The organism is Stenotrophomonas sp. AR029 (assembly GCF_047520695.2).
In the GTDB taxonomy this organism is placed as follows: Bacteria; Pseudomonadota; Gammaproteobacteria; order Xanthomonadales; family Xanthomonadaceae; genus Stenotrophomonas; species Stenotrophomonas sepilia.
Window position 1 is genome coordinate 684,035 of sequence record NZ_JAXBQQ020000002.1, and the last position, 21,455, is coordinate 705,489.

General features: G+C 66.9%; 17 protein-coding genes. 6 read left to right on the forward strand and 11 right to left on the reverse strand.

The genetic code is table 11. The features are described 5' to 3' along the window. Window positions 1–40: 40 nt before the first annotated feature. Entirely contained in the window at window positions 41–2,914 is a 2,874-nt protein-coding gene (locus ACM0PB_RS09690) for an autotransporter domain-containing protein (RefSeq protein WP_414604799.1), read from the reverse strand. Window positions 2,915–3,150: 236 nt separating this feature from the next. On the opposite strand from ACM0PB_RS09690, the gene ACM0PB_RS09695 reads away from it, so the two are divergent. The 5 genes from ACM0PB_RS09695 to ACM0PB_RS09715 are packed head-to-tail and all read left to right on the forward strand — an operon-like array spanning window position 3,151 to window position 9,159. After that, complete coding sequence (locus ACM0PB_RS09695) at window positions 3,151–3,678, forward strand: RNA polymerase sigma factor (protein WP_414604800.1); 528 nt, start codon at window positions 3,151–3,153, stop codon at window positions 3,676–3,678. Beyond that, window positions 3,675–4,643 (forward strand): FecR family protein, encoded by a 969-nt coding sequence (locus tag ACM0PB_RS09700; RefSeq protein WP_065178096.1) that lies wholly within the window; start codon window positions 3,675–3,677, stop codon window positions 4,641–4,643. The genes ACM0PB_RS09695 and ACM0PB_RS09700 overlap by 4 nt, the downstream gene beginning before the upstream one ends. An 11-nt stretch (window positions 4,644–4,654) precedes the next feature. Further along, window positions 4,655–7,453: a TonB-dependent receptor plug domain-containing protein gene (locus ACM0PB_RS09705; protein WP_414604801.1), complete on the forward strand. Its 2,799-nt coding sequence runs from the start codon at window positions 4,655–4,657 to the stop codon at window positions 7,451–7,453. A gap of 45 nt (window positions 7,454–7,498) precedes the next feature. Beyond that, on the forward strand, window positions 7,499–8,455 hold the full coding sequence (locus tag ACM0PB_RS09710; protein WP_065178098.1) for a hypothetical protein: 957 nt from the start codon (window positions 7,499–7,501) through the stop codon (window positions 8,453–8,455). Then, entirely contained in the window at window positions 8,452–9,159 is a 708-nt protein-coding gene (locus tag ACM0PB_RS09715; protein WP_065178099.1) for a hypothetical protein, read from the forward strand. Before ACM0PB_RS09710 ends, ACM0PB_RS09715 begins: the two co-directional genes overlap by 4 nt. An 82-nt stretch (window positions 9,160–9,241) precedes the next feature. Here ACM0PB_RS09715 and ACM0PB_RS09720 read toward each other — a convergent pair whose 3' ends face one another. The 7 genes from ACM0PB_RS09720 to murJ all read right to left on the reverse strand — a co-directional run bounded on the left by ACM0PB_RS09720 (window position 9,242) and on the right by murJ (window position 18,922). After that, the gene (locus ACM0PB_RS09720; protein WP_065196546.1) at window positions 9,242–9,904 is read right to left on the reverse strand and encodes a lysoplasmalogenase; all 663 of its coding nucleotides are present in this window, start codon (window positions 9,902–9,904) and stop codon (window positions 9,242–9,244) included. Continuing rightward, on the reverse strand, window positions 9,901–11,784 hold the full coding sequence (locus ACM0PB_RS09725; protein WP_065185985.1) for a M61 family metallopeptidase: 1,884 nt from the start codon (window positions 11,782–11,784) through the stop codon (window positions 9,901–9,903). The genes ACM0PB_RS09720 and ACM0PB_RS09725 overlap by 4 nt, the downstream gene beginning before the upstream one ends. A 181-nt stretch (window positions 11,785–11,965) precedes the next feature. Next, a complete protein-coding gene (ispH, locus tag ACM0PB_RS09730; protein WP_005415710.1) occupies window positions 11,966–12,916 on the reverse strand; it encodes a 4-hydroxy-3-methylbut-2-enyl diphosphate reductase in 951 nt (316 codons plus the stop codon). A 27-nt stretch (window positions 12,917–12,943) separates the two neighbouring features. Next, window positions 12,944–13,468: a signal peptidase II gene (lspA, locus tag ACM0PB_RS09735; protein ID WP_005415709.1), complete on the reverse strand. Its 525-nt coding sequence runs from the start codon at window positions 13,466–13,468 to the stop codon at window positions 12,944–12,946. After that, the gene (gene ileS, locus ACM0PB_RS09740; protein ID WP_188248294.1) at window positions 13,468–16,299 is read right to left on the reverse strand and encodes an isoleucine--tRNA ligase; all 2,832 of its coding nucleotides are present in this window, start codon (window positions 16,297–16,299) and stop codon (window positions 13,468–13,470) included. The genes lspA and ileS overlap by 1 nt, the downstream gene beginning before the upstream one ends. Next, window positions 16,296–17,243, reverse strand: a complete 948-nt coding sequence (locus ACM0PB_RS09745) for a bifunctional riboflavin kinase/FAD synthetase (RefSeq protein WP_414604802.1) — start codon at window positions 17,241–17,243, stop codon at window positions 16,296–16,298. The genes ileS and ACM0PB_RS09745 overlap by 4 nt, the downstream gene beginning before the upstream one ends. 74 nt (window positions 17,244–17,317) lie before the next feature. Further along, complete coding sequence (gene murJ, locus ACM0PB_RS09750) at window positions 17,318–18,922, reverse strand: murein biosynthesis integral membrane protein MurJ (RefSeq protein ID WP_155760284.1); 1,605 nt, start codon at window positions 18,920–18,922, stop codon at window positions 17,318–17,320. A gap of 117 nt (window positions 18,923–19,039) precedes the next feature. Between murJ and rpsT the strand changes: the two genes are divergently transcribed. Continuing rightward, complete coding sequence (gene rpsT, locus ACM0PB_RS09755; RefSeq protein WP_005408560.1) at window positions 19,040–19,309, forward strand: 30S ribosomal protein S20; 270 nt, start codon at window positions 19,040–19,042, stop codon at window positions 19,307–19,309. 194 nt (window positions 19,310–19,503) lie between these two features. Here the strand turns inward: rpsT and cgtA are convergent, their stop codons facing one another. The 3 genes from cgtA to rplU all read right to left on the reverse strand — a co-directional run bounded on the left by cgtA (window position 19,504) and on the right by rplU (window position 21,325). Continuing rightward, a complete protein-coding gene (gene cgtA, locus ACM0PB_RS09760) occupies window positions 19,504–20,556 on the reverse strand; it encodes an Obg family GTPase CgtA (protein WP_065196548.1) in 1,053 nt (350 codons plus the stop codon). A gap of 178 nt (window positions 20,557–20,734) precedes the next feature. Then, window positions 20,735–20,998, reverse strand: coding sequence for a 50S ribosomal protein L27 (gene rpmA / locus ACM0PB_RS09765; protein ID WP_005415704.1), 264 nt, complete (start codon window positions 20,996–20,998; stop codon window positions 20,735–20,737). Window positions 20,999–21,016: 18 nt separating this feature from the next. After that, on the reverse strand, window positions 21,017–21,325 hold the full coding sequence (gene rplU, locus ACM0PB_RS09770; RefSeq protein WP_005408557.1) for a 50S ribosomal protein L21: 309 nt from the start codon (window positions 21,323–21,325) through the stop codon (window positions 21,017–21,019). Window positions 21,326–21,455: the final 130 nt, after the last annotated feature.

Genomic DNA, 21,455 nt, shown 5'->3' on the forward strand with positions numbered 1-21,455 from the left:
TGGCCCCGGCGATACGCATATCGCCGGGGCCGGGTACCACTTAGAACCGATAGCCCAGGCCCAGCATCACGCCGTTCTGGATCTGCCCGTCCAGGCGCTCACCCACGTAGTCGGCCATGATCGACAGGCGCTCGCTGGCGCGGCTGGTCACGCCGACGTTCCAGGCCAGCACCTGCTCGCCCACGGCCTGGCTGCTGGCACCGAACAGCAGGTCCGGAGCTGCGGCGAAGCCGGTGCTGTAGCGGGCCTGGGTGTCACCCAGTTCCTTCTGCCAGACCACGCGGGCACGCGGGGTAATGCGCTCACCGTTGTTGCCTTCGAAGGTCTTGAACAGCTGCAGGCCGGCACCCACACGAATGCTCTCCAGGCTGCCGCTGCGGCCCACCAGCGCACCGGCGCCCTGCCCTTCATTGAAACGGGTGGCCGAGGTCCGTGCGTAGTCCACCACCGGCAGCAGCGGCTGGATCACCAGACCCTTTCCAGTGGTGAAGGAGAACGCATGCTCCACCCGTGCCGAGATGGCATCGTTGCTGTACTTCGCGCGCAGAGGCTGCTGCAGCCCATCAATGCCGCCGACACTGCGGCGGGTGTCATGCCGCAGGTCGGTGTAGCGCACGGCCGCCGACAGGTAGCCCCGCGAATAGGTCGCATCCAGGTAGCCGCCCACATCCAGCGCGCGTACGTCGCCACTGAAGCCGGAGCCGTCGCTGGCCTTGGTCGACATGTCGGCGGCGGCCACGCTCACGCCGAGGGTCACGCGGTCATCGGCCACGCGGGTATCGGCACCGATCACGATGCCGCCGACAGTGTGGCTCAGGCCGGCCACACCACCGTCGGCGTCGATGCGGCCATGGCTGGCGAAACCGCGCGCCCACAGGCCATGGCTGCGCCCCGCCACACGGCTGTCGCCAGCAGCTTCGCCGGCCGGTTCAACCAGATGCATGGCCAGCTGGTTGAACAGGCTGCCATGGCGCATGCCCGGCTGCGCCGACACCGACTGCGCCGCCTGCGAAGCCAACCCGTCTGCATCACCGCCACTGCGCATCGCCGCCTGGTGCTGCTGCACCACGTTGCCGATGCTGCCCAGCAGTGCATTGTCGGCCAGGCGCAGGCTGGCATGCGCATCACCGCGCAGGGCGCCAGCCTGCTGTGCGATCACATCGCGGTCGCTGAACTGCAGCGCGCCGAGCAACGACTTCAGGCCGCTGTCCTGGCGGTCCGCTGCAGCGGCCAGCGCACGCCCCAGGCCGTCGCCGGAGGTGCCGTTGGCGAACAGGCCCAGCTGATCGAAGCCCGGGTTGGCGGTCAGCCACAGGCCGTCGGCGGTCTGGTTGACGTTGAAGCTGAGCAGCGAATTGTGGCGCGGGCGAAACACTTCACCGGCCGTGATGCTGGCGCTGTAGCCGGCATCGCCCAGCCGCACGGCATCCTGGAAGCCCCCCTGGTAGATCGGTCCTTCCACCAGGTCGCGACGGTAGGTGCCGGCATAGAAGCCCTGGGCCACGTTCAGCGCCAGATGTGCGCCCTGCGCGATCACCAGCGCGCCCTCCTCGGAGCCGCCATCGTAGAAGCTGCCGACGCGCAGGCGGCCACTGCCGGTACCACCGGTTTCGGTAACATCGAACAGCACCTGCCCGCCGGGCATGATGTTGACGTAGCCGTGGGTCACCAGATCACCACCACGCGGCATCAACGTGCCGAACACGCGCAGTCGGTTGAAGCCGTCTTCGCGGTAGGACGGGCCGGTGCCATCCAGCAGCGCATCGCTGTCGGTGCCGACCGATGCGATATCACCATGGCCGACCACGATGCTGCCCGGCATCACGCGCAGCTCGGGGGTGCGCAGCGCACCACCCTCCAGTGCGATGGTGCCGTTGTCCACCAGAATGAAATCGGCGCCAGTGGTTTCGGCGGTGCGCCAGGTAGCGCCATTGCTGACACGGATCACGCCCGCCGAACTGGCCAGGGTTGAGGCATCCAGATCGGCCAGCCGCAGCTGACCGCGCAGTTCATTCTGGACGTCGGGATCGGCGAGCAGCTGCTGCAACGACTGCGCGCCGATACCGTTCGCCCCCCGCGTGGAGACGTTGTACAGGCTCACCGCATCGTTGATGTAGGTGCTGGCCCAGTCGGTGTTCCAGCGCGCGAAATCGTCGTCGACGAAGGCCTGCAGCTGGCGCGCGGTGCGCAGGTAGCCCGGGTTGATGTCGCCGCTGACGTTGCTGGTGACACGGAGGGTGTCGCCCGGATCGCGATAGCCTGCCGTGTTGATGATGTTGTTGCCGCGGATGTCCTGGCCCGGGAACGACTCCAGCTTGCTGCCGCTGCCATCCGGATCGAAGGTGACCGACGTACCCGTGGTGCGCGCCGGGTCGCGGAATACCAGCAGGCCATTGGGTTGAACCACTTCATACATCGCCTTGTGCAACAGGCCCGCATCCATCCCGCCGCCGTAGTTGCCTGTGTAGATCTGGGTCATGCGCGCTGACGGCGCATAGGTGATCCTGCCGCCACTGCTGGCGGCGTGGATCTGCACCGAGTCGACCAGTGGCAGATCGCCGCCGAGGTAACGGTTGACGCCACCGGACTGCATGATCGAGCAGGACGAGATGCAGTGGCCGGACACGACGGTGTCCAGGCCCTGGGTGCGGATCACCGCCTGCAGCCACTCGCCGGCGATCAGCGCGCCACCATTGGATGTGCGCAGCACGACTTCGCGGATCGGACGGCCTTCAGCCTGTGCCTTGGCCAGCAGCGCGGGCAGCGCCACCACGTCAGCAACGGTGACGCCGCCGCTGAGGAAGACGCGATCGTCCCGCACGTGATAATTCATTGCCATGACGTCATCAACCGCCGCCATGGCGGTGACGCCCATCAGCCCGGCCAGGGCCAGGCTCAACTTCGAATGTTTCATGCGTTCTCTCTCCACCCGCAACACACGGGTCAGGAGTTCAACGTCCGGGCGGCGCAAACTCCCCCAGCGCACCAGCCGCCGAAACATGAATGCATTCACAATGAAATCAGGGGCCATGCACACTCTTCCCCATCCGGTCATCGTCGCGTAAAACTCGAAGACGCACCCGCCACCGACGCCCGAGGCCAGCCCTGTCCACCCCCTCTCCTCTGATCCATCGCGCGCCGGACCTGTCCGTGCCGACGGACGCGTTCATTGCGTTCGTACGGGAAGAACGCGCGCCGTTGTGCGCTTTCCTGCGCACGCGCGGCGTTGGGCCGGAGGATGCCGAGGACATCGCGCAGGACTGCATGGAGCGGCTGATCCGCTATCGCGCGCACAGTGCCGACGAGCTGCGGTTGCTGCTGTATCGTATCGCCCGCAACCGCCTGGCAGACCGTGGCCGCTCGTCGCAGTCGCGGCCACACCTGTCCCTTGCCGAACACGATGGCGGCGACGAGCCCTCCAGCACGTCGCCCGATCCATTGCGCCAGGCCGAGTCCGGGCAGATGCTGTCCCTGCTGCGGCAGGCCCTGTTCAAGCTGCCCGAGCGCGCGCGCGAGGTGTACCTGCTCAACCGGATCACCGGCATGAGCTATACGCAGATCGCGCGGCACTGTGGAATCACCGCCAAGACCGTGGAAAAACATATCGCCCGCGCCCTGCAGGGCCTGCGCCAGGAATTCGGATCGGATCCGCTGCACAACGACAGGGACAACGGATGAGTCACGCCAGCCCCAGGGAAGACACCCTGCTGTTTGAACGCGCCAGCGCCTGGGTGGCGCGGCTGGAGGCTCCGGACTGCACGCCGGGCGAGCGAGAGAGGTTCGAGGACTGGCTGGCCGAGGACCCGGCCCATGTCAGCGCCTGGATCCAGGCCGAGACCCTGTTCCAGCGGGGCGAAGAACTGGCCGCCGACCCGTGGCTGCGCACCGCCGCAGCACGTGCGGCACGGCCGGCACAGCGTCGCTGGCTGCCGGCAGTGGCCGCCGCCGCAGGCGTCTGCCTGGCCATCGGGATCGGCTGGATGGTCGCCATCGACGGCAACCCCACGCCGCTGCGCTATGCCAACGATTCCCACCAGCCCCGGCAGCAGACGCTGGCCGATGGCAGCGTGGCCACGCTGGATGCGGGCACCACGCTGCATGCCCGATTCGGTTGGCGCCATCGCAACCTGGTGCTGGAACGGGGCCGCGTGCAGCTGCAGGTCGCACCGTCGAGCAAGGCGCTGCAGCTGCGCGCCGGCGACAGCACCATCCGCGACATCGGCACCACCTTCCAGGTGGAGCGCCTGAACGACGGCCTGGTCGAAGTCGCACTGCTGGAAGGTGCGGTGGAAGTCAGCAATGGGGGGACGCAGCACACCCTGGCACCCGGCCAGCAGCTGCAGGTGCTGCCATCGGGCCGCTTCCAGCCCGGCCCGGCGCTGTCGTCCAATGCCGCTGCCGAAGGCTGGCTGCAGGGACAGCTGGTGTTCGATGCCACGCCGCTGTCGATCGTGGTCGAGCGCATGAACCGCTACGGTCGCACGCCGCTGGTGATCGCCGATCCCGAGATCGCCAGCCTGGCCGTGAGTGGCACCTTCCGTGCCGGCGATGCGCAGGAACTGCTGTCGGCGCTGGAACTGGGCTGGTCGGTAGCTGGCCAGACGCGACCGGATGGCGCGCTGGAACTGCGCCGCACGTACTGAGGAGGCCTGCAGTGAAGGCAGTACCGGGCGCGCTGCGGGAGGGGCTGCTCTGCACCCTGTTCTGCTTCGCGCTGAGCATCGCCGCGCTGCCCTCTGCCGATGCAGCCGAACAGGCCGGCACCCTGGAGGTCCATGTGGGTTCAGGCCCACTCGCACCGGCCCTGCAGCAATGGGCGCGCCAGAGTGGCATCGCCCTGCTGTTCGATGCGCGTGAACTGGATGGCCTGCGCACGGCCGGCACCCATGGCCAACGCGATGCGGCCGCGGCCCTGAAGGAACTGGTCGCCGGCATGCCGGTGACCATCCTGCGCACGCCTGCCGGTGGATTCGTCGTCCGCCGCACCCGGCCAGCACCGCCATCGCCCCCGCCGGTCGCGACGCGTGCGATGCCCGCGGTACCGTCGCCGGGCGGGGTGCCCGAGACGCCACCGCAGGTGGAGCTGGCGCCGATCCATGTCACCGGCAGCCGGCTGCCGCGCACCTCCGTGCAGACCACGCTGCCGGTGACCATCATCGACCGCGATGACATCCTGCGCAGCGGTTACGGCAGCCTGTTCGACCTGCTGCGGCACTTGCCGGGCATGAACGGCCATCCGGCGATGAGCACCTCGCGCAGTGGCGATTCGCAGTACCTGCCGGTGGGTGCGGCCACCACCACCAGCCTGGACGGCATGGGTCCGCGTGCGACCTTGTTCCTGGTCAATGGCCGGCGCCTGCCACGCTATCCGATGGTGTCGCTGGAACAGGGCGGGCTCACCGACCTGGGGGGCATCCCGCTCAGCTTCGTCGAGCGCATCGAACTGGTGCGTGGCGGTGCGTCGGCCATCTATGGTGCCGACGCGATGTCCGGCGTGGTCAACATCATCCTGCGTGACCAGGCCGATGGCCCTGAAGCCATGCTGCAGACCGGCCTGAGCGGGCGCGGCGACGCCGGCCAGTATCGCCTGCAGGCGGCCACCGGTGGCGTGCGCGACGGAGGGGACCGCTGGTTCGCTGGCGTCGACCTGCATCGCATCGACCACGTGGCCGGCGATCGCCGCGAATGGCATGCGGAAACCTCGCAGTACCTGATCGGCGCGTTCCGCGATGGACGCTACTGGCCGGCAAAGCGCTGCGAAGGGCCATTGAAACGGCGCGATGGCGCCTGCTGGTTTGACAGCGCACGCCCGCGTTCGCTGCAACCGGCCTCGGACACCGCCTCGGCCTACCTGCGCTATCGGCATGAGCGCGGCGAAGGTCGCTACGCCTACGCCGAGGCGCGGGCCAGCCACAACCGGCAACGCTTCGACCTCGGCCCGACCGCCGTAGCCATCGGGCTTTATGGGTTCACCTTCAACAGCGTGCTGCGCGAAGCCGGCAACGTGCGTCCGCATGTACGTGCCACCGATGCCGACGTCACCTTCGGCATGGGCCGCGACCAGGGCCGCCGCAGCTGGGATGCCGGCATCAGCGCACAGCGCAGCGATGTCACCCTGACGACGTCCGGCACCGTGCGCGCCCAACCACTGCTGCGCGCTGCCGAGACGATGGATTTCCTGCCCGGCTTCACCTCGTTGCCGGCAGAGACCGCCGCGCAGTTGTTCCCGTCGATCCGCAACCGCGGGCGCACCGAGCAGTGGCAGGGCTGGTGGGGCATGCAGCGCGAGTTGATGCCATTGGCCGGCGGTGCTGCACAAGTGGCCACCGGCATCGACCTGCGCCAGGAACGCTGGACGTCGCATCCCGACGCGCTGCTGAGCCAGGGCGACCTGGCGCTGGGCCTGCCACAGGAACAACGCCACCTGTCACGCCGCAGTGGCGGTGCCTACGCCGAACTCGGCCTGCCATTGGCGCGCACGCTGCGCATGGACCTGGCAGCACGCTGGGACCGCGATGGCGATTACCAGGCTTTCTCGCCCCGCGTGGGCGTACGCTGGAGCCCGACACCGCAGTGGTCATTCCTGCTTGCCACCGGGCGCGGCTACCGGGCCCCCAGCCTGTTCGAGCAACGGCGGCCGCCGGGCTATTTCGGCGCGATCGAACTACCCGCCTCCAGCGCACTGCCCAACTGCGCGCAGAGCAACGGCAACGGACGCTGCAGCGTAACCGTGGACGTGGTGGAGAACGATGCGCTGAAAGCGGAGCGGTCGCGCAGCCATTCCCTGGGTGCGACCTGGACACCGACCGATGCGTTTTCACTGTCGCTGACCCACAACATCGTCGAACTGCGCAACGAGATCCTGGCCCTGCAACCGGCCGACGCAGTGTGGAATTCAAGCACGTGGGAGTTGGACGAGGACGGCAACCTGCACAACCTGCGCCTGTCCTTCGACAACATCGGCCGCACCACGTCGCGCAACCTTGTTCTGCGCGGGGAGTACCACATCGACACCGGCAGCACCGGCCAGTGGCTGTTCTCGCTCGATGCGCTGAAGCAGCAGGAACTGCGCCGCGAGCGTGGCCATGAAGCGACGGTGGACCTGCGTGGCCATGTCACGCCAGCGATGGCCGCCGTGCTCAATGTGCAGTGGCAGAACAGCAACTGGGACATCGCCCTGCGCGGCAACCAGGTAGGGCGCACGCGTGCCTGGCTGCCCGGTGCGGAATGCCCGGAGGAACAGCGCGAGCAGAACCATTGCATGAATCCGCGGCAGCTGCGCTGGAACCTGCACCTGGCAAGGCGGCTGGGGCCGCGCGTGGTCGCCGCGCTGGACGTGCACAACGTGCTCGACACGCAACCGGTGAACTACCTGGTCGGCAATGGCGGCCAGATGCCGGGGCTGGACGATCCACTTGGCCGCTACTTCCTGCTGACCCTGCAGATCCGCTGAGCGTAGTACCCTACGCGCCCTGTTCCATCGGTCCCCCACCACCCCATGAAGGCCTATCTCTGGTTCTGGGGCGCGTTCCTGCTGTTCTTCGCGTTGCCCTTCCCCTGCATCCTCTACTTCGGCACGTCGTGGCCGGTGCCACTGGCCGACCGCAGCGCGCCATGGCTGGCCCTGCTGCTGCTCGCCCTGTCGCTGGCCCTGTGGCTCGCGTTGCTGCTCGCCTTCCTGCACTACCTGCTGCTGGGCCCGCCGCGCGCGCTGCATCGGGTGCGCACCATCCTGGCCGACGGTGAGCCGCGTGATGCGTTGATCGAACAGGCCGAGCAGACCGGCGTGCACGTGCGCGGCTTCGCGCAGTGGAGACTGAAGCTTGGCTTCCAGAACCTGTCCGGCACGCCGATCAATGAACAGATGCTGGTGGTGGACAGCAAACCGCAGCTGCAGCGTTTCGTGGCCGGCCAGCGCATCGAGGTTCGCCTGAGCCGGACGCCGGGTGCGTTCCCCAATGTGGTGCTGGAGGGCGCCCAGCCCGAACTTGATGTCGCCAGCCTCTGGCGCCGCGGCGCCGGCGCGGTCATCGGCATCGTCGTGGTTGCCAGCGCCTACGTTCTCGCCTATCGGCTGCAGAGCGAGGGCCTGGGCTGGACGTTCATGTCCTTCGGCCACCCACTGCTGGTGTGCCCGCTGGTGTTGTGCGGCTACGCCCTGGGCCTGCGCGTCCTGGGGCGCCTGCTGCAGGCCGATGCACGCGGAGACGCGCTGAAGTACCGCGGCATCGGCGTGGATGCGAAGGTGCTGAAGCTGCGCCAGACCGGCACCTACCTCAACGAGCAGCCGCAGGTGGAGTTCCAGCTGGAGTACACCGACCGCGAAGGTGGCATACAGCAGGCGAGCGTGCGCCGCTTCATCCCGTTGATCGAGCTGGCCAACCTTCCACGCGAGCAGGTCACGCTGCTGTACGACCCGGAAGATCGCGGCAGCGTGCGCCTGGAGGGTATATGAAGCAGCCACCCTCGACGCGACTGGTATTTTCGATGGTGCTGCTGTTGCTGGCCGGCGTCGCCGTTGCCGGCGGGGCACTGCAGACCCTTGCCGAAACTATGGGCCATGCGGTGCAGGATGACCGCGCAACCACGCCGATCACCACGCCCCCACCGCGCGAGAGGCCTGCTTCGGCCGCACCGATTCCCGAACCGCGGTCGATGCCGGTGCCCGAACGCAGCAACCGCTTGTTCGATGCGGACTACCTGCTGGCCGCCCGCCAGGCACTGGAACAGATGCCAGCCCTGGCCGGGCACCGGTTGATGGTGTTCCACAGCATCCACTTCTACGATGACGGCCGCATCAATCTGGACCTGGTCGATCCGCAGCAACCCACGCACGTGGACAGCTACCACTTCGAGCGCGGCCAGTGGCGCAAGGGCGGGCCGGTCGATCCGCAGCGCTTCGCGCCCACCATTACCCTGCGCCGCAGCAGCACGGCGCTGGCCAACATCGATTTCGAGGCGGTGCCACGCGTGGCCCAGGCGCTGCAGGCACAGCGGAACGCGCTGATGGGCACGCCGGGTGACGTCGGCCACGTCTATGTGATCGTGCGCAAGGGCGGCAGGCTGGTGTGGCTGCCGGACGAGGTCGCCGGCGATCGCCAGTCCGCACGACTATCGTTCGACGCACAGGGTCGTTCCGGCCACGCGAACCGACGATAGTCAACGCAAAAAGGGGACGGAGGGGATTAAGTCGCATGTGCCTTGGTGCGGTCTGCGAGTTAATCCCCTCCGTCCCCTTTTTCTATTTCACCGAACGGGCGATGGCGTACTGCGCGCCGTAATAGGTGGACAGCACCAGCAGGCTGGCCAGTGGCAGGCCGCCGGCGAAGCGGTCCCAGGCCAGCAGCGAATCGCTGGCCACGAACAGCAGCGCACCGACGGCAGCCCAGGGCGCACTTCGGGCTTCCACGGCAGGCTGCGGGCTGCGCCATTGCCGTGCCAAGGCCAACACCGCCATCGAGGCCAGCACCACCACGTACGCCAGCACCGGCATACGCATCGGTGCAGGCAGGTGCGGCCACAACCCAAGCACATTGAGTACAGCGAACGCACCGAGCAGGATGCTGGCGGCGAGCAGGCCACGCCCGGCACGCAGGCCCTCACGGAAGGCGACGATGTAGCAGAGGTGCGCCAGCAGGAACGCCACCAGCCCCGGTACGAACGCGTCCATCGGCAACATCAGCGCGATGTCACCCAGGCACGACAGCAGCATGCCGGCCAGCACCGCGCGCCGGTAGGACGGCTGCGCAGGATCACGCACCCGCCAGGCGATGGCAGCGATCAGCAGCGTGGTCGCCGGCTTCGCCAGCCAATGCAGCCAGCGCCCGTCACCGTGAAAGAACGCGCCGACGATGGCGAGGATCGCCATCAACAGGATCACGCCATCGCGGGCGCGCGGTTTCATCGCGCCTTCCACAGGTCCGCCAGGCGGTCAGGCTTGCCGGCGATACGCTCCAGCACCGGATACTGCAGGCCACCGTGGTAGTCGATGTTCATCGTCTCGATGCGGTCGAACTGCTTCACCAGCAGGACGATCGGCGCCTTGTCCTTGGCCGCCGTCGCCACCGCATCCTTCAAGCGCTGGCTGCTGTACTCGCGCCCGCCAACCGCAATCACCTTCATGCCGGGTGCAAGACCGGCGTTGAACGCCGGGCTGTCCCAGATCACGTCGCCGACCACGCCGCTGTCGAGCACGGTCGCGCCCAGCGAATAGGCCAGCAGTGCGGCCTTGGCACGCTTTTCCTGCGCCTTGTAGGCGTCGTTCGGGGTATCGCGGTAGACCAGCTTCCAGCCCGCCAGTTCCAGCCCCCCGGTCAACGAACCGTGGCCGTCCAGGCGCCCGCGCAGGAACGTCGTCCAGTCGTACGGCACGATGCCGTTCAAGGTCGCCACCACGTCGTCGAAGGTGTAGGGGTTGACGTCCCAGTCACCGTTGCCAACCCCGAAGAAGGCGCGCGCGAAGTCATCCAGGCTGCGGCGGTTGCCGCTCAGTTCGCGCAGCTTGCCCTCCACTTCCAGCCACAGCATCTGGCCACCGGAGTAATAGTCTTCGCTCATCTGGTAGTTGCGGTACGGCAACGTCCGGCGCTGGGCGATGGTCGGGTCGTTGGTGGTGTCCTGCAACGGGCGCCAGGCCAGGCCCGGGCGGCCGCGATCATAGGTCGCGGCCACATTGGCCAGCATGTCGCGCGCCTGCGCCGTCGACCACAGCCCCGAGCGTGCCGCCAGCACCTGTCCCCAGAACTGGGTCTGGCCTTCGTAGACCCACAGCAGGCTGTCGCCCATCGGCGTGTTGAAGTTGGCGGTGGTCAGGTCAGCGCCACGCCGGTACTTGCCGTTCCAGGAATGGGTGTACTCGTGCGGTAGCAGATCGCGCATCCAGGCGTTGTCGTCCCACTCGGTGAAGTAACCCGGGTCGGCACTGTTCTCGCTGGAACGGTGATGCTCCAGGCCGATGCCACCAAGACGGTCGGTCAACGCCAGCAGGAATTCATAGTGGTTGTAGTGGCGCGCACCGTAGAGCTTGTCGGCCTGCCGCACCAGTGCGCGGTGCAGGGTGATCTGTGCCTCGCTCGGCTTCAGCGACTTGGCCTCGTCGGCAAACACATTGAGGTGCACCGGCACTTTCGCGCCCGGATCGAGATCGATGCGCTGGTAGTGCTCGCCGGCAAACAACGGCGAATCGACCAGGTGGTCATAGGAGATCGGCTTGAACACCACGGTATCGCCGTCGCGGCGCGCGGTTTCCAGCGCAGTGGCAAACGACCAGCCCTTGGGTAGGATCACGCTGGCCTGCGCCTGCAGGTCGCGTGTATCGACGCCGGCCGGATACAGCGAGTTGGCATTCCACTGCAGGTTGAGCATCTCCGGGGTCATCACCACCCGGCCTTGGCTGCCGCCCTGCGAGGACAGGAAGTCGAAGTGGGCGACGATCTCGCTGACGCCCTCGGGCACGTCTACCTTGAACGCATAGACGTTGTACTGGTCGCGCTGCCAGGCCAACGGCTTGCCGTTGGCGGTCACGCGCAGGCCGGCCAGCTTGTCGATCGGGCCGGTGGGCGAATGGTTGCCGGGAATCCACTGCGGGTACAGCAGGGTCATCGGACCGGGTTTGACCGGTACGGTGGCGGTCACCTTGAAGATGCGGCGAGCGAGATCGCGCGCATCCACATCGATGCGCAGCAGGCCGGGAGCCGCGGCGTCGGCAGGCGGCGAGGTCTGCGCCAGTGCAGGCGAAGCAGCCAGCGCGAACAGCACGGACATCACCAGGGCTCGGGTCTTCATCGGGCAGCATCCAACAGCGGAGAATCCTCCGATGCTAGGCCTGTAAAGTGCCCTGCCCCATGGCCAAAGGTCATGGGCGGGCCGGCCATCCGCGCATGACAAAAAGCGTGCGAACCAAGGTTCGCACCCACCAGAGCAGTTTCAGTAGATCCACGCCATGCGTGGATGAGGCGCTTCCCGGTCAGTCGACCAGGCGCAGACGCAGTTCCTTCGGCAGCGCGAACACCATCGATTCCGGTTCGCCTTCCAGCTCGCCCACGCCGGTTGCACCCAGCTCGGCCAGGCGCGCCAGCACGCCATCGACCAGTACCTGCGGCGCCGAGGCGCCAGCGGTCACGCCGATGTGCTGCTTGCCCACCACCCACGCCGGGTCGATCTCGTGCGCACCGTCGATCAGGTACGACTCCACACCTTCACGGCGGGCCAGTTCGCTCAGACGGTTCGAGTTGGAGCTGTTCGGCGAACCGACCACCAGCACCAGGTCGCAGCGCTTGGCCAGGTCGCGCACGGCGTCCTGGCGGTTCTGCGTGGCGTAGCAGATGTCGTCGTTCTTCGGGCCCTGCATCGCCGGGAAACGCTCGCGCAGCGCATCGATGATGCCGCGCGTATCGTCCACCGACAGCGTCGTCTGGGTGGTGTAGGCGAAGTTGTCCGGCTGGTTGATGTGCAGCGTGGCAACCTGCTCGACATCCTCGACCAGGTAGATCTGGCCGGTACCGGCTTCGCGGTTCCACTGGCCCATGGTGCCTTCCACTTCCGGGTGACCGGCATGGCCGATCAGCACCACGTCACGGCCGGCACGGCAGTGGCGGGCGACTTCGAAGTGGACCTTGGTCACCAGCGGGCAGGTCGCGTCGAACACCTTCAGGCCACGGCGCTCGGCTTCCTGGCGCACGGCCTGGGAGACGCCATGCGCGCTGAAGATCACCGTGTTGTTGTCCGGAACCTCGTCGAGCTCTTCGACGAAGATCGCACCGCGCTGCTTCAGGTCGTCGACCACGAAGCGGTTGTGCACCACTTCATGGCGGACGTAGATGGGCGCGCCCAGCGTTTCGATCGCGCGCTTGACGATCTCGATCGCACGATCGACACCGGCACAGAAACCACGCGGGTTGGCGAGCAGCACATCCATCAGTTCAATCTCCCGGCAGCGGCCGGCTTACGGTTTCGGATTGGCATTATCCGCCTTTTTGGCGGACTTGCCGTCGAACAGGCCAAACAGGGCGATGCCGATGGCACCCACCACGATGGCCGAATCGGCGATGTTGAACGAGGGCCAGGTATAGCTGCCCACGTACCACTGGATGAAATCGACCACATGGCCGTGCACCTGGCGGTCGATCACGTTGCCGATGGCACCGCCGATGATCAGCGCATACGGCACCGCGGCCTTCCAGTTGCCACGGGCGGTGCCGCGCAGCCACCAGGCCATCAGGCCGCTGATGGCGATCGCCAGCGCGGTGAAGAAGTACTTCTGCCAACCACCGGCGTCACTCAGGAAACTGAACGCCGCACCGGTGTTGTAGGTGCGGTACCAGTTCCAGAAGCCGTCGATGACCACCACCGGCTGGAACTCCGGCAGGCTCGACAGCACCCAGGCCTTGGACCACTGGTCCAGGCCGATGATGGCGGCCGACAGCAGCAGCCAGACCAGGGCGTTCGGATGCGGACGGGACGCGGCCATCAGAACCAGCTCCGCACTTCACCGGCACCGGTGATGTTGCTCACGCAGCGGCCGCACAGTTCCGGATGGTCGGCGTTGCTGCCGACATCGGCGCGATGGTGCCAGCAGCGCACGCACTTGGTCTTGGTGGTCGGCTGGGCGCTGACGAACACCTCGTCGGTGGTCGCCGGCCGCACCTGCACGTCGCCGCTGATGAACAGGAAGCGCAGTTCATCGGCCAGCGGCTGCCACTTCGCGGCCTGCTCTTCGCTGGCGGCGATGGTGATTTCCGCTTCCAGCGCGGCACCGATCGCGCCGTTTGCACGCATCGGCTCGAGCACCTTGGCCACCTGCTCGCGCACAGCCAGCAGCTGGTCGAAATCGGCGGCGTTGAGCTGGGCACCGGCCGGCAGCGGCGCCAGGCCGTCGTACCAGGTGGTGAACAGCACATGGCCGGCACGTTCGCCCGGCAGGTAGCCCCACAGCTCGTCGGCGGTGAAGGTCAGGATCGGCGCCACCCAGCGGGTGAACGCTTCGGCGATGTGGTACATCGCGCTCTGTGCCGAACGGCGACCATGCGAATCGGTCGGCATGGTGTACAGGCGGTCCTTGGTCACGTCCAGGTACAGCGAGCCCAGATCCACGCTGCAGAAGTTCAGCAGCAGCTGCACGATCTCGGCCATGTTGTAGCCGTCGTAGGCCGTCTTGATCTTCTCCTGCAGCTCCCAGGCGCGATGCACGATCCAGCGGTCCAGCGCGACCATCTGCTCGAGCGGTTGCAGGTGCCGGGCCGGATCGAAACCGTCCAGGTTGCCGAGCAGGAAGCGTGCGGTGTTGCGCAGGCGGCGGTAGGCGTCAGCATTGCGCTTCAGGATTTCCTGCGACAGCGACATCTCGTTGCTGTAGTCGGCCGAGGCGATCCACAGGCGCAGGATGTCCGCGCCCAGCTTGTTCATGATGTCCTGCGGCTCGATGCCGTTGCCCAGCGACTTGGACATCTTGCGGCCGTGCTCATCCACGGTGAAGCCGTGGGTGAGGCACTGCTTGTACGGCGCGCGCTTGTCGATCGCCACGCCGGTCAGCAGCGAGGACTGGAACCAGCCGCGGTGCTGGTCGGAGCCTTCCAGGTACAGGTCGGCCGGCTTGCCGAAGCCACGCGCGGCGAGCACGCCTTCATGGGTCACGCCCGAATCGAACCAGACGTCGAGGATGTCGGTGACTTTCTCGTAGTCGGCCGCTTCGGCGCCGAGCAGTTCGGCGGCGTCCAGCGAGTACCACACATCGATGCCCTCGGCTTCGACGCGGTCGGCGACCTGCTGCATCAGCTCCACCGAGCGCGGGTGGATCTCGCCGGTCTGGCGATGGGTGAACAGTGCGATCGGTACGCCCCAGGTGCGCTGGCGCGAGATGGTCCAGTCCGGGCGACCGTCGACCATGCTCTGGATGCGCGCCTTGCCCCAGGTCGGGAACCAGCCGACAGTGTCGATCGCAGCCAGCGCATCGCTGCGCAGGTTGGCCTTGTCCATCGAGATGAACCACTGCGGAGTCGCGCGGAACACCACTGGTGTCTTGTGGCGCCAGCAGTGCGGATAGCTGTGGCGGATCGGGTGGAAGGCCAGCAGCGAACCATTGTCACGCAGCACGCCGACGATGGCCTCCTGCGCCTTCCACAGGTGCTGGCCGGCCAGCACCACCTCACCGGCCGGCGGGGTCGATTCCAGGTACACGCCACGGCCGTCGATCGGGGTCACCTGCCCGGCGTTGTACTTGTCCAGCAGGCCGTACTTCTGGCTGACCACGAAGTCTTCCTGGCCGTGGCCAGGGGCGGTGTGCACCGCACCGGTACCGTCCTCGTCGGAGACGTGGTCGCCATTGAGCAGCGGGATGTCGCGCTCCGGATAGAACGGATGCGCCAGCAGCTGGTTCTCCAGCGCCGCACCGGTGGTTTCACCGTGCAGCACGACGCTCTCGACGCCGTAGCGCTGCAGCGAGCGCTCGGCCAGCGCGGCGGCCAGCACCAGCCAACGGCGCTTGCCGTTGTGGGCCGGGCCTTCGGCCAGCACATAGTTGATTTCCGCGCCCAGCGACACCGCCAGCGAGGCTGGCAGCGTCCACGGGGTGGTGGTCCAGATCGGCACGGCCACTTCGACGTCGGCCGGCACGCTCACACCGAACGCCTTGCCGATGGCCTGGGCATCGCGCGCGGCGTAGGCCACGTCGATCGCCGGCGATTCCTTTTCCTGGTACTCGATCTCCGCCTCGGCCAGTGCCGAGCCACAGTCGAAGCACCAGTACACCGGCTTGGCACCACGCACCAGGTGACCGTTGGCGACGACCTTGGCCAGCGCACGGATCTCATTGGCTTCGAAGTCGAAACTCAGGGTCTTGTACGGGTTGTCCCAATCGCCGGTCACGCCCAGGCGCTTGAAGTCCACGCGCTGGATGTTGATCTGCTCTTCGGCGAACTCGCGGCACTTCTGCCGGAATTCAACCGCATCGAGCTTGGTGCCGACCTTGCCCCACTTCTTCTCGACCGCGATCTCGATCGGCAGGCCATGGCAGTCCCAGCCCGGCACATAGGGCGCATCGAAGCCGGCCAGGTAGCGCGACTTGACGATGATGTCCTTCAGGATCTTGTTGACCGCATGGCCCAGGTGGATGCGGCCGTTGGCGTAGGGCGGGCCGTCGTGCAGCACGAACAGCGGGCGGCCGGCGGCGTTGTCACGCAGCTGCTGGTAGAGCCCCTGCGCTTCCCACTGCGCCAGAATGCCCGGCTCGCGCTTGGGCAGGTCGCCGCGCATCGGGAATTCGGTGGCTGGCAGGTTCAGGGTGGTCTTGTAGTCCTGGCTCACGCAGTGGCTCGCAATCTATGTTCGGAAAGGAGGGCGCGCGCCTGTTCGGCGTCGCGGTGCATCTGGTCGGTCAGTGCCGCCAGATCATTGAATTTCTCTTCGTCGCGCAGCTTGGCGACAAACTCCACGTCGATGTGGCGCCCGTACAGGTCGCCCTGGAAATCGAACAGGTGGGCTTCCAGCAGCGGCTCCACGCCCTCCACCGTCGGCCGAGTGCCGAAGCTGGACACCGACGGCCACGGCTGGTCGAACACGTCGTGCACCCAGGTTGCGTAGATGCCCGACAGCGCCGGGGTCTTCGGGAAGCGCAGGTTGGCGGTGGGGAAGCCCAGCGTACGGCCAAGCTGGCGACCGCGCACCACGCGCCCGCTGATCGCATACGGGCGACCGAGCAGGTCGTTGGCGCGGGCGAAATCGCCCCCCTGCAGCAGCTGGCGGATGCGGGTGCTGGAGATGCGCTCGCCATGCAGGTCCACCGCTTCAATCTCGCCGGCGCTGAAGCCCAGTTCGGCGCCCATCTCCTGCAGCAGTGCCAGATCACCGCGGCGGCGGTTGCCGAAGCAGAACTCCGGCCCGATCCAGACTTCGCGGGCGCCCAGCCGGTGCACCAGCAACCGGCGCACGAAGGTCTCGGCCGGCATCGCCGCCATCGCCGCGTCGAAGCGCAGCAGGCCGACCGCATCGACACCGAGCTCGCGCAGGATCTCGACCTTGCTGCGCGCCAGGGTCAGCCGCGGCGGCGGCGTGCCCTGCGCGAAGAATTCACGCGGCAGCGGCTCGAATGCCACGGCCACTGCGGCCACGCCCAAGGCGCGCGCGCGGGCGACCGCGTGGCGGACCAGCGCACGATGGCCCAGGTGGAGGCCGTCGAATGCACCGATACAGACCACGCTTCCGTTGGGGAACAGCTCCCCGCCCTCGACGCTTCTGAACAGCCTGCTCATCAACTCTCGTTCCGGCCCGACCGGGCCGCCGCTTCAATGGTGTAACCCTGAAGTATAGCCGCCACGGGCCGCGATCAATGCCCGCGCAGGTCGCGCGGACGGAAGCCCATCGCCAGCATGGCCACGGCATAGGTCGCGCCGCCGCCGCCGACCAGCAACGCAAGGGCACCGATCCGCTCCCAGACACGCATCGCGGAGAAACCCGGCAGCCAGTGCAGCAGGGCCAACAGCACGCCAACCATGGCCGCACAGGCCAGCACCAGGCGCAGCAGATAGCCGCCCCAACCCGGCCGGCGCTGGTAGACATCGGTCTTGCCCAGCCAGTACCAGAGCAGGCCCAGGTTCAGGTAACTGGACAGCGCGCTGGCGATGCCCAGTGCCAGGTGCAGGCCCGGCTGCTTGCCGATGGCCGCCATCACGCCCTGCGCCTTCAGCGCGTCGGGCACCATCACCTGGTACAGCACGGCCAGCAGGGCGAAGTTGAACACCATGTTGGCCACCAGCGCCGCCACGCCGGCGCGCACCGGGGTCTTGGTGTCCTGGCGGGCGTAGAAGGCCGGCAGCACCACCTTCAGCAGGGCGAATGCCGGCAGGCCGAAGCTCAGGCCATACACCGACAGCGCGGTCATGCGGGTGTCGAAGGCGCTGAACTGGCCGTGCTGGAAGATGGTCGCGATCAGCGGCTCGGCCAGCAGCAGCAGGCCCAGCATGGCCGGCACCGAGATCAGCAGGGTCATGCGCAGGCCCCAGTCCAGCGAGCGCGAGAAGCCCTCGCGGTCGGTGCTGACATGGTGGCGGGCCAGCGCCGGCAGGATCACCGTGCCCAGCGCCACGCCGAACACGCCCAGCGGCAGCTCCAGGAAGCGGTCAGCCAGCGACAGCCACGACTGCGAGCCGTCGGTCAGCTTGGCCGCGATCACCGTATCCAGCAGCAGGTTGATCTGCGCCACCGAGGAACCAAACAGGGTCGGCACCATCAGCGTCATCACCTTGCGCACACCCGGGTGGCGCCAGCCCCAGCGCGGCAGGGTCAGCAGGTTGATGCCCTTCAGCGAGGGCAGCTGGAACAGCAACTGCAGGATGCCGGCGGCCAGCACCGCCCAGCCCAGCGCCAGGATCTGCTTTTCCGGCGTGCCGCCCAGCCGCGGTGCCAGCCACAGCGCGCCGGCGATCATGCACAGGTTGAGAATGACCGGGGTCAGCGCCGGCATGGCAAAGCGCTGGAAGCTGTTCAGCGCACCACCGGCCAGTGCGGTCAGCGAGACGAACAGCAGGAACGGGAAGGTCAGGCGGAACAGGTCGACCAGCAGGCCCTGCTTGACCGGGTCGGTATCAACGCCACTGGAGAAGACCGAGGCCAGCTGCGGCGCGAAGATCAGCGCCAGTGCGGTGACCAGCATCAGCACCCCGCCCAGGGTGCCGGCGGTGCGGGCCATCAGTTCGCGCAGCTCGGCGTGGTTGCGGGTTTCCTTCACTTCCGTGAACACCGGCACGAAAGCGGTGGCAAATGACCCTTCGGCGAACAACCGGCGCAGGAAATTGGGTACCCTGAAGGCGACCCAGAAAGCATCAGTGATGGCGTTGGTGCCGAACGTGGTGGTCACCACGAAGTCCCGGACAAGTCCGAGAACGCGCGAGACCATGGTCATGCTGCTGAACGACAGCAGGCCCCGCAACAACTTGGGTGAACTCACTCAGCGTCCCTCTTGACAATCGACTTGACGTGCATTTCTTACGCCATCATACTAGCTAGCTTGCTGTTCCCATAACACCGATTTTTTCAGGAAACCACCACCGTGGCCAATATCAAGTCCGCCAAGAAGCGCGCCAAGCAGACCGTCGTGCGCAACGCGCGCAACGTGGCTCAGCGCTCGATGCTGCGCACCGCTGTCAAGAAAGTGATCAAGGCGCTGGACGCCAACGATGCCGCCGGCGCCGAAGCCGCCTTCGCCGTTGCCCAGCCGATCCTGGATCGCTTCAGCGCGCGTGGCCTGATCCACAAGAACAAGGCTGCTCGCCACAAGAGCCGCCTGAACGACCGCATCAAGGCCCTCAAGGCCGCCTGATCCGGCGTTGCCGCCCCGCCCTTCGGGGTTGGGCTGCAGACAAAAGCCCGGCCCCGGCCGGGTTTTTTGTTGCCCGCGATCCGGGACTTTTGACACGTCCGGGGTCAGATCCCTTTTCCAGCGGAAAAGGGATCTGACCCCGGCAACAAAAAACCCGGCCGAAGCCGGGTTTTCCGCATGGAACCACAACAGCATTACTGCGCGTCGCGGGCTTCCTGCTCTTCTTCCTTCTGGCGATCGAAGAAGGCCATGATCCGGCTCATGATCGGGAAGGTGCCTTCGCGCCCCAGTGCGGAGACCAGGAACCACGGCTCCTTCCAGCCCAGCTCGGCAACGATCTGCTCGGCCGCGGCCTGCGCCTCGTCTTCGAACATCAGGTCGGCCTTGTTCAGCACCAGCCAGCGCGGCTTTTTCAGCAGTTCCGGGTCGTGCTTCTCCAGCTCGCGCTCGATCGCACGCACCTGCTCCACCGGCGAGATGCCGTCCACGCCACCTTCCATCGGCGAGATGTCCACCAGGTGCAGCAGCAGGCGGGTGCGCTGCAGATGGCGCAGGAACTGCGCGCCCAGGCCGGCGCCATCGGCCGCGCCTTCGATCAGGCCCGGAATGTCGGCGATCACGAAGCTGCGGTGGTTCTCCACCTTCACCACGCCCAAGTTCGGGTACAGCGTGGTGAACGGGTAATCAGCCACCTTTGGCGTCGCCGCCGAAACGGCGCGGATCAGGGTGCTCTTGCCGGCGTTGGGGAAGCCCAGCAGGCCGACATCGGCCAGCAGCTTCAGCTCCAGCTTCAGCGTGCGCTCCTCGCCCGGCTCGCCCGGCAACGCCTGGCGCGGCGAGCGGTTGGTCGAGCTCTTGAAGTGCATGTTGCCCAGGCCGCCACGACCGCCCTTGGCCACCAGCAGGCGATCGCCGTGCTGGGTCAGGTCGCCGATGACTTCATCGGTGGCGACGTTGATCACCACCGTGCCGACCGGCACGGTGATGGTCAGATCTTCGCCCCCCTTGCCATAGGCCTGGCGGCCCATGCCGTTCTCGCCGCGCTGCGCCTTGAAGATGCGCTCATGGCGGAAGTCCACCAGGGTGTTCAGGTTTTCGTCGGCGCGGATGTACACGCTGCCGCCCGCACCGCCGTCGCCGCCGTCCGGGCCGCCGAGCGGAATGAACTTCTCGCGACGGAAGCCAATGCAGCCGTTGCCGCCGTTGCCGGCGAACACTTCGATTTCTGCTTCGTCTACCAGTTTCATTGTTTCGATGCCTGCGATGGGCGTGGCCTGCAGGCCGCCGCCTTGAATGTTATGCCTGCCGATGGCCGGCAGCCCGGCCTGGCCGGTCTTGCTTCAACTCTAACGAAAAGCCCCGCCGAAGCGGGGCTCTTCATGCAGCACTCCCATGCCGGGGGCACGGGTGCCGGCGATGCCTGGATCAGGCGTCGGCCGAGACGATGCTGACGGTGCGACGCTTCTTGGCGCCCTTGACCGAGAACTCCACCTTGCCGTCCACGAGGGCGAACAGGGTGTGGTCACGGCCCAGGCCAACGCCCGAACCCGGGTGGAACTGGGTGCCGCGCTGACGCACGATGATGTTGCCGGCTTCGATGGCCTGGCCGCCGAAGATCTTGACGCCCAGGTACTTCGGGTTGGAGTCGCGACCGTTGCGCGAGGAGCCTACGCCCTTTTTATGTGCCATGACTGCTTCTCCTGATGCTTAGCCGGCGATGCCGGTGATCTCGATTTCGGTGTAGTACTGACGGTGACCCTGACGCTTCATGTGGTGCTTGCGGCGACGGAACTTGATGATCCGGACCTTGTCAGCACGACCCTGGGACAGGACCTTGGCGGTGACGGCAGCGCCCTTCAGCGCATCGCCCAGCTTCACGCCGTCGCTGTCACCCAGCATCAGGATGTTGTCGAACTTGATCTCGCTGCCGACTTCGACTTCGAGCTTTTCAATGCGGAGCTTTTCGCCCTGCGCCACGCGGTATTGCTTACCGCCGGTGACCAGTACTGCGTACATGACCAGGCCTTCCTCTGTAGTTATTGTGGTCTGAGCTGCCGCCATCGAGGGCGGACAGGAGCGGGATTGTACGCAGATCATCGGGCGCGGGTCAAGTCAACCCCTGAACGCCACAGGGGGCGGCGTCGGA

What these genes read in the sequence shown, in the direction of transcription:
- ACM0PB_RS09690 (WP_414604799.1), bottom strand. Translation starts at nt 2,914, where the DNA reads ATGAAACATTCGAAGTTGAGCCTGGCCCTGGCCGGGCTGATGGGCGTC.
- ACM0PB_RS09700 (WP_065178096.1), top strand. Translation starts at nt 3,675, where the DNA reads ATGAGTCACGCCAGCCCCAGGGAAGACACCCTGCTGTTTGAACGCGCC.
- ACM0PB_RS09710 (WP_065178098.1), top strand. Translation starts at nt 7,499, where the DNA reads ATGAAGGCCTATCTCTGGTTCTGGGGCGCGTTCCTGCTGTTCTTCGCG.
- ACM0PB_RS09715 (WP_065178099.1), top strand. Translation starts at nt 8,452, where the DNA reads ATGAAGCAGCCACCCTCGACGCGACTGGTATTTTCGATGGTGCTGCTG.
- ACM0PB_RS09720 (WP_065196546.1), bottom strand. Translation starts at nt 9,904, where the DNA reads ATGAAACCGCGCGCCCGCGATGGCGTGATCCTGTTGATGGCGATCCTC.
- ACM0PB_RS09725 (WP_065185985.1), bottom strand. Translation starts at nt 11,784, where the DNA reads ATGAAGACCCGAGCCCTGGTGATGTCCGTGCTGTTCGCGCTGGCTGCT.
- ispH (WP_005415710.1), bottom strand. Translation starts at nt 12,916, where the DNA reads ATGGATGTGCTGCTCGCCAACCCGCGTGGTTTCTGTGCCGGTGTCGAT.
- lspA (WP_005415709.1), bottom strand. Translation starts at nt 13,468, where the DNA reads ATGGCCGCGTCCCGTCCGCATCCGAACGCCCTGGTCTGGCTGCTGCTG.
- ACM0PB_RS09745 (WP_414604802.1), bottom strand. Translation starts at nt 17,243, where the DNA reads ATGAGCAGGCTGTTCAGAAGCGTCGAGGGCGGGGAGCTGTTCCCCAAC.
- cgtA (WP_065196548.1), bottom strand. Translation starts at nt 20,556, where the DNA reads ATGAAACTGGTAGACGAAGCAGAAATCGAAGTGTTCGCCGGCAACGGC.
- rpmA (WP_005415704.1), bottom strand. Translation starts at nt 20,998, where the DNA reads ATGGCACATAAAAAGGGCGTAGGCTCCTCGCGCAACGGTCGCGACTCC.
- rplU (WP_005408557.1), bottom strand. Translation starts at nt 21,325, where the DNA reads ATGTACGCAGTACTGGTCACCGGCGGTAAGCAATACCGCGTGGCGCAG.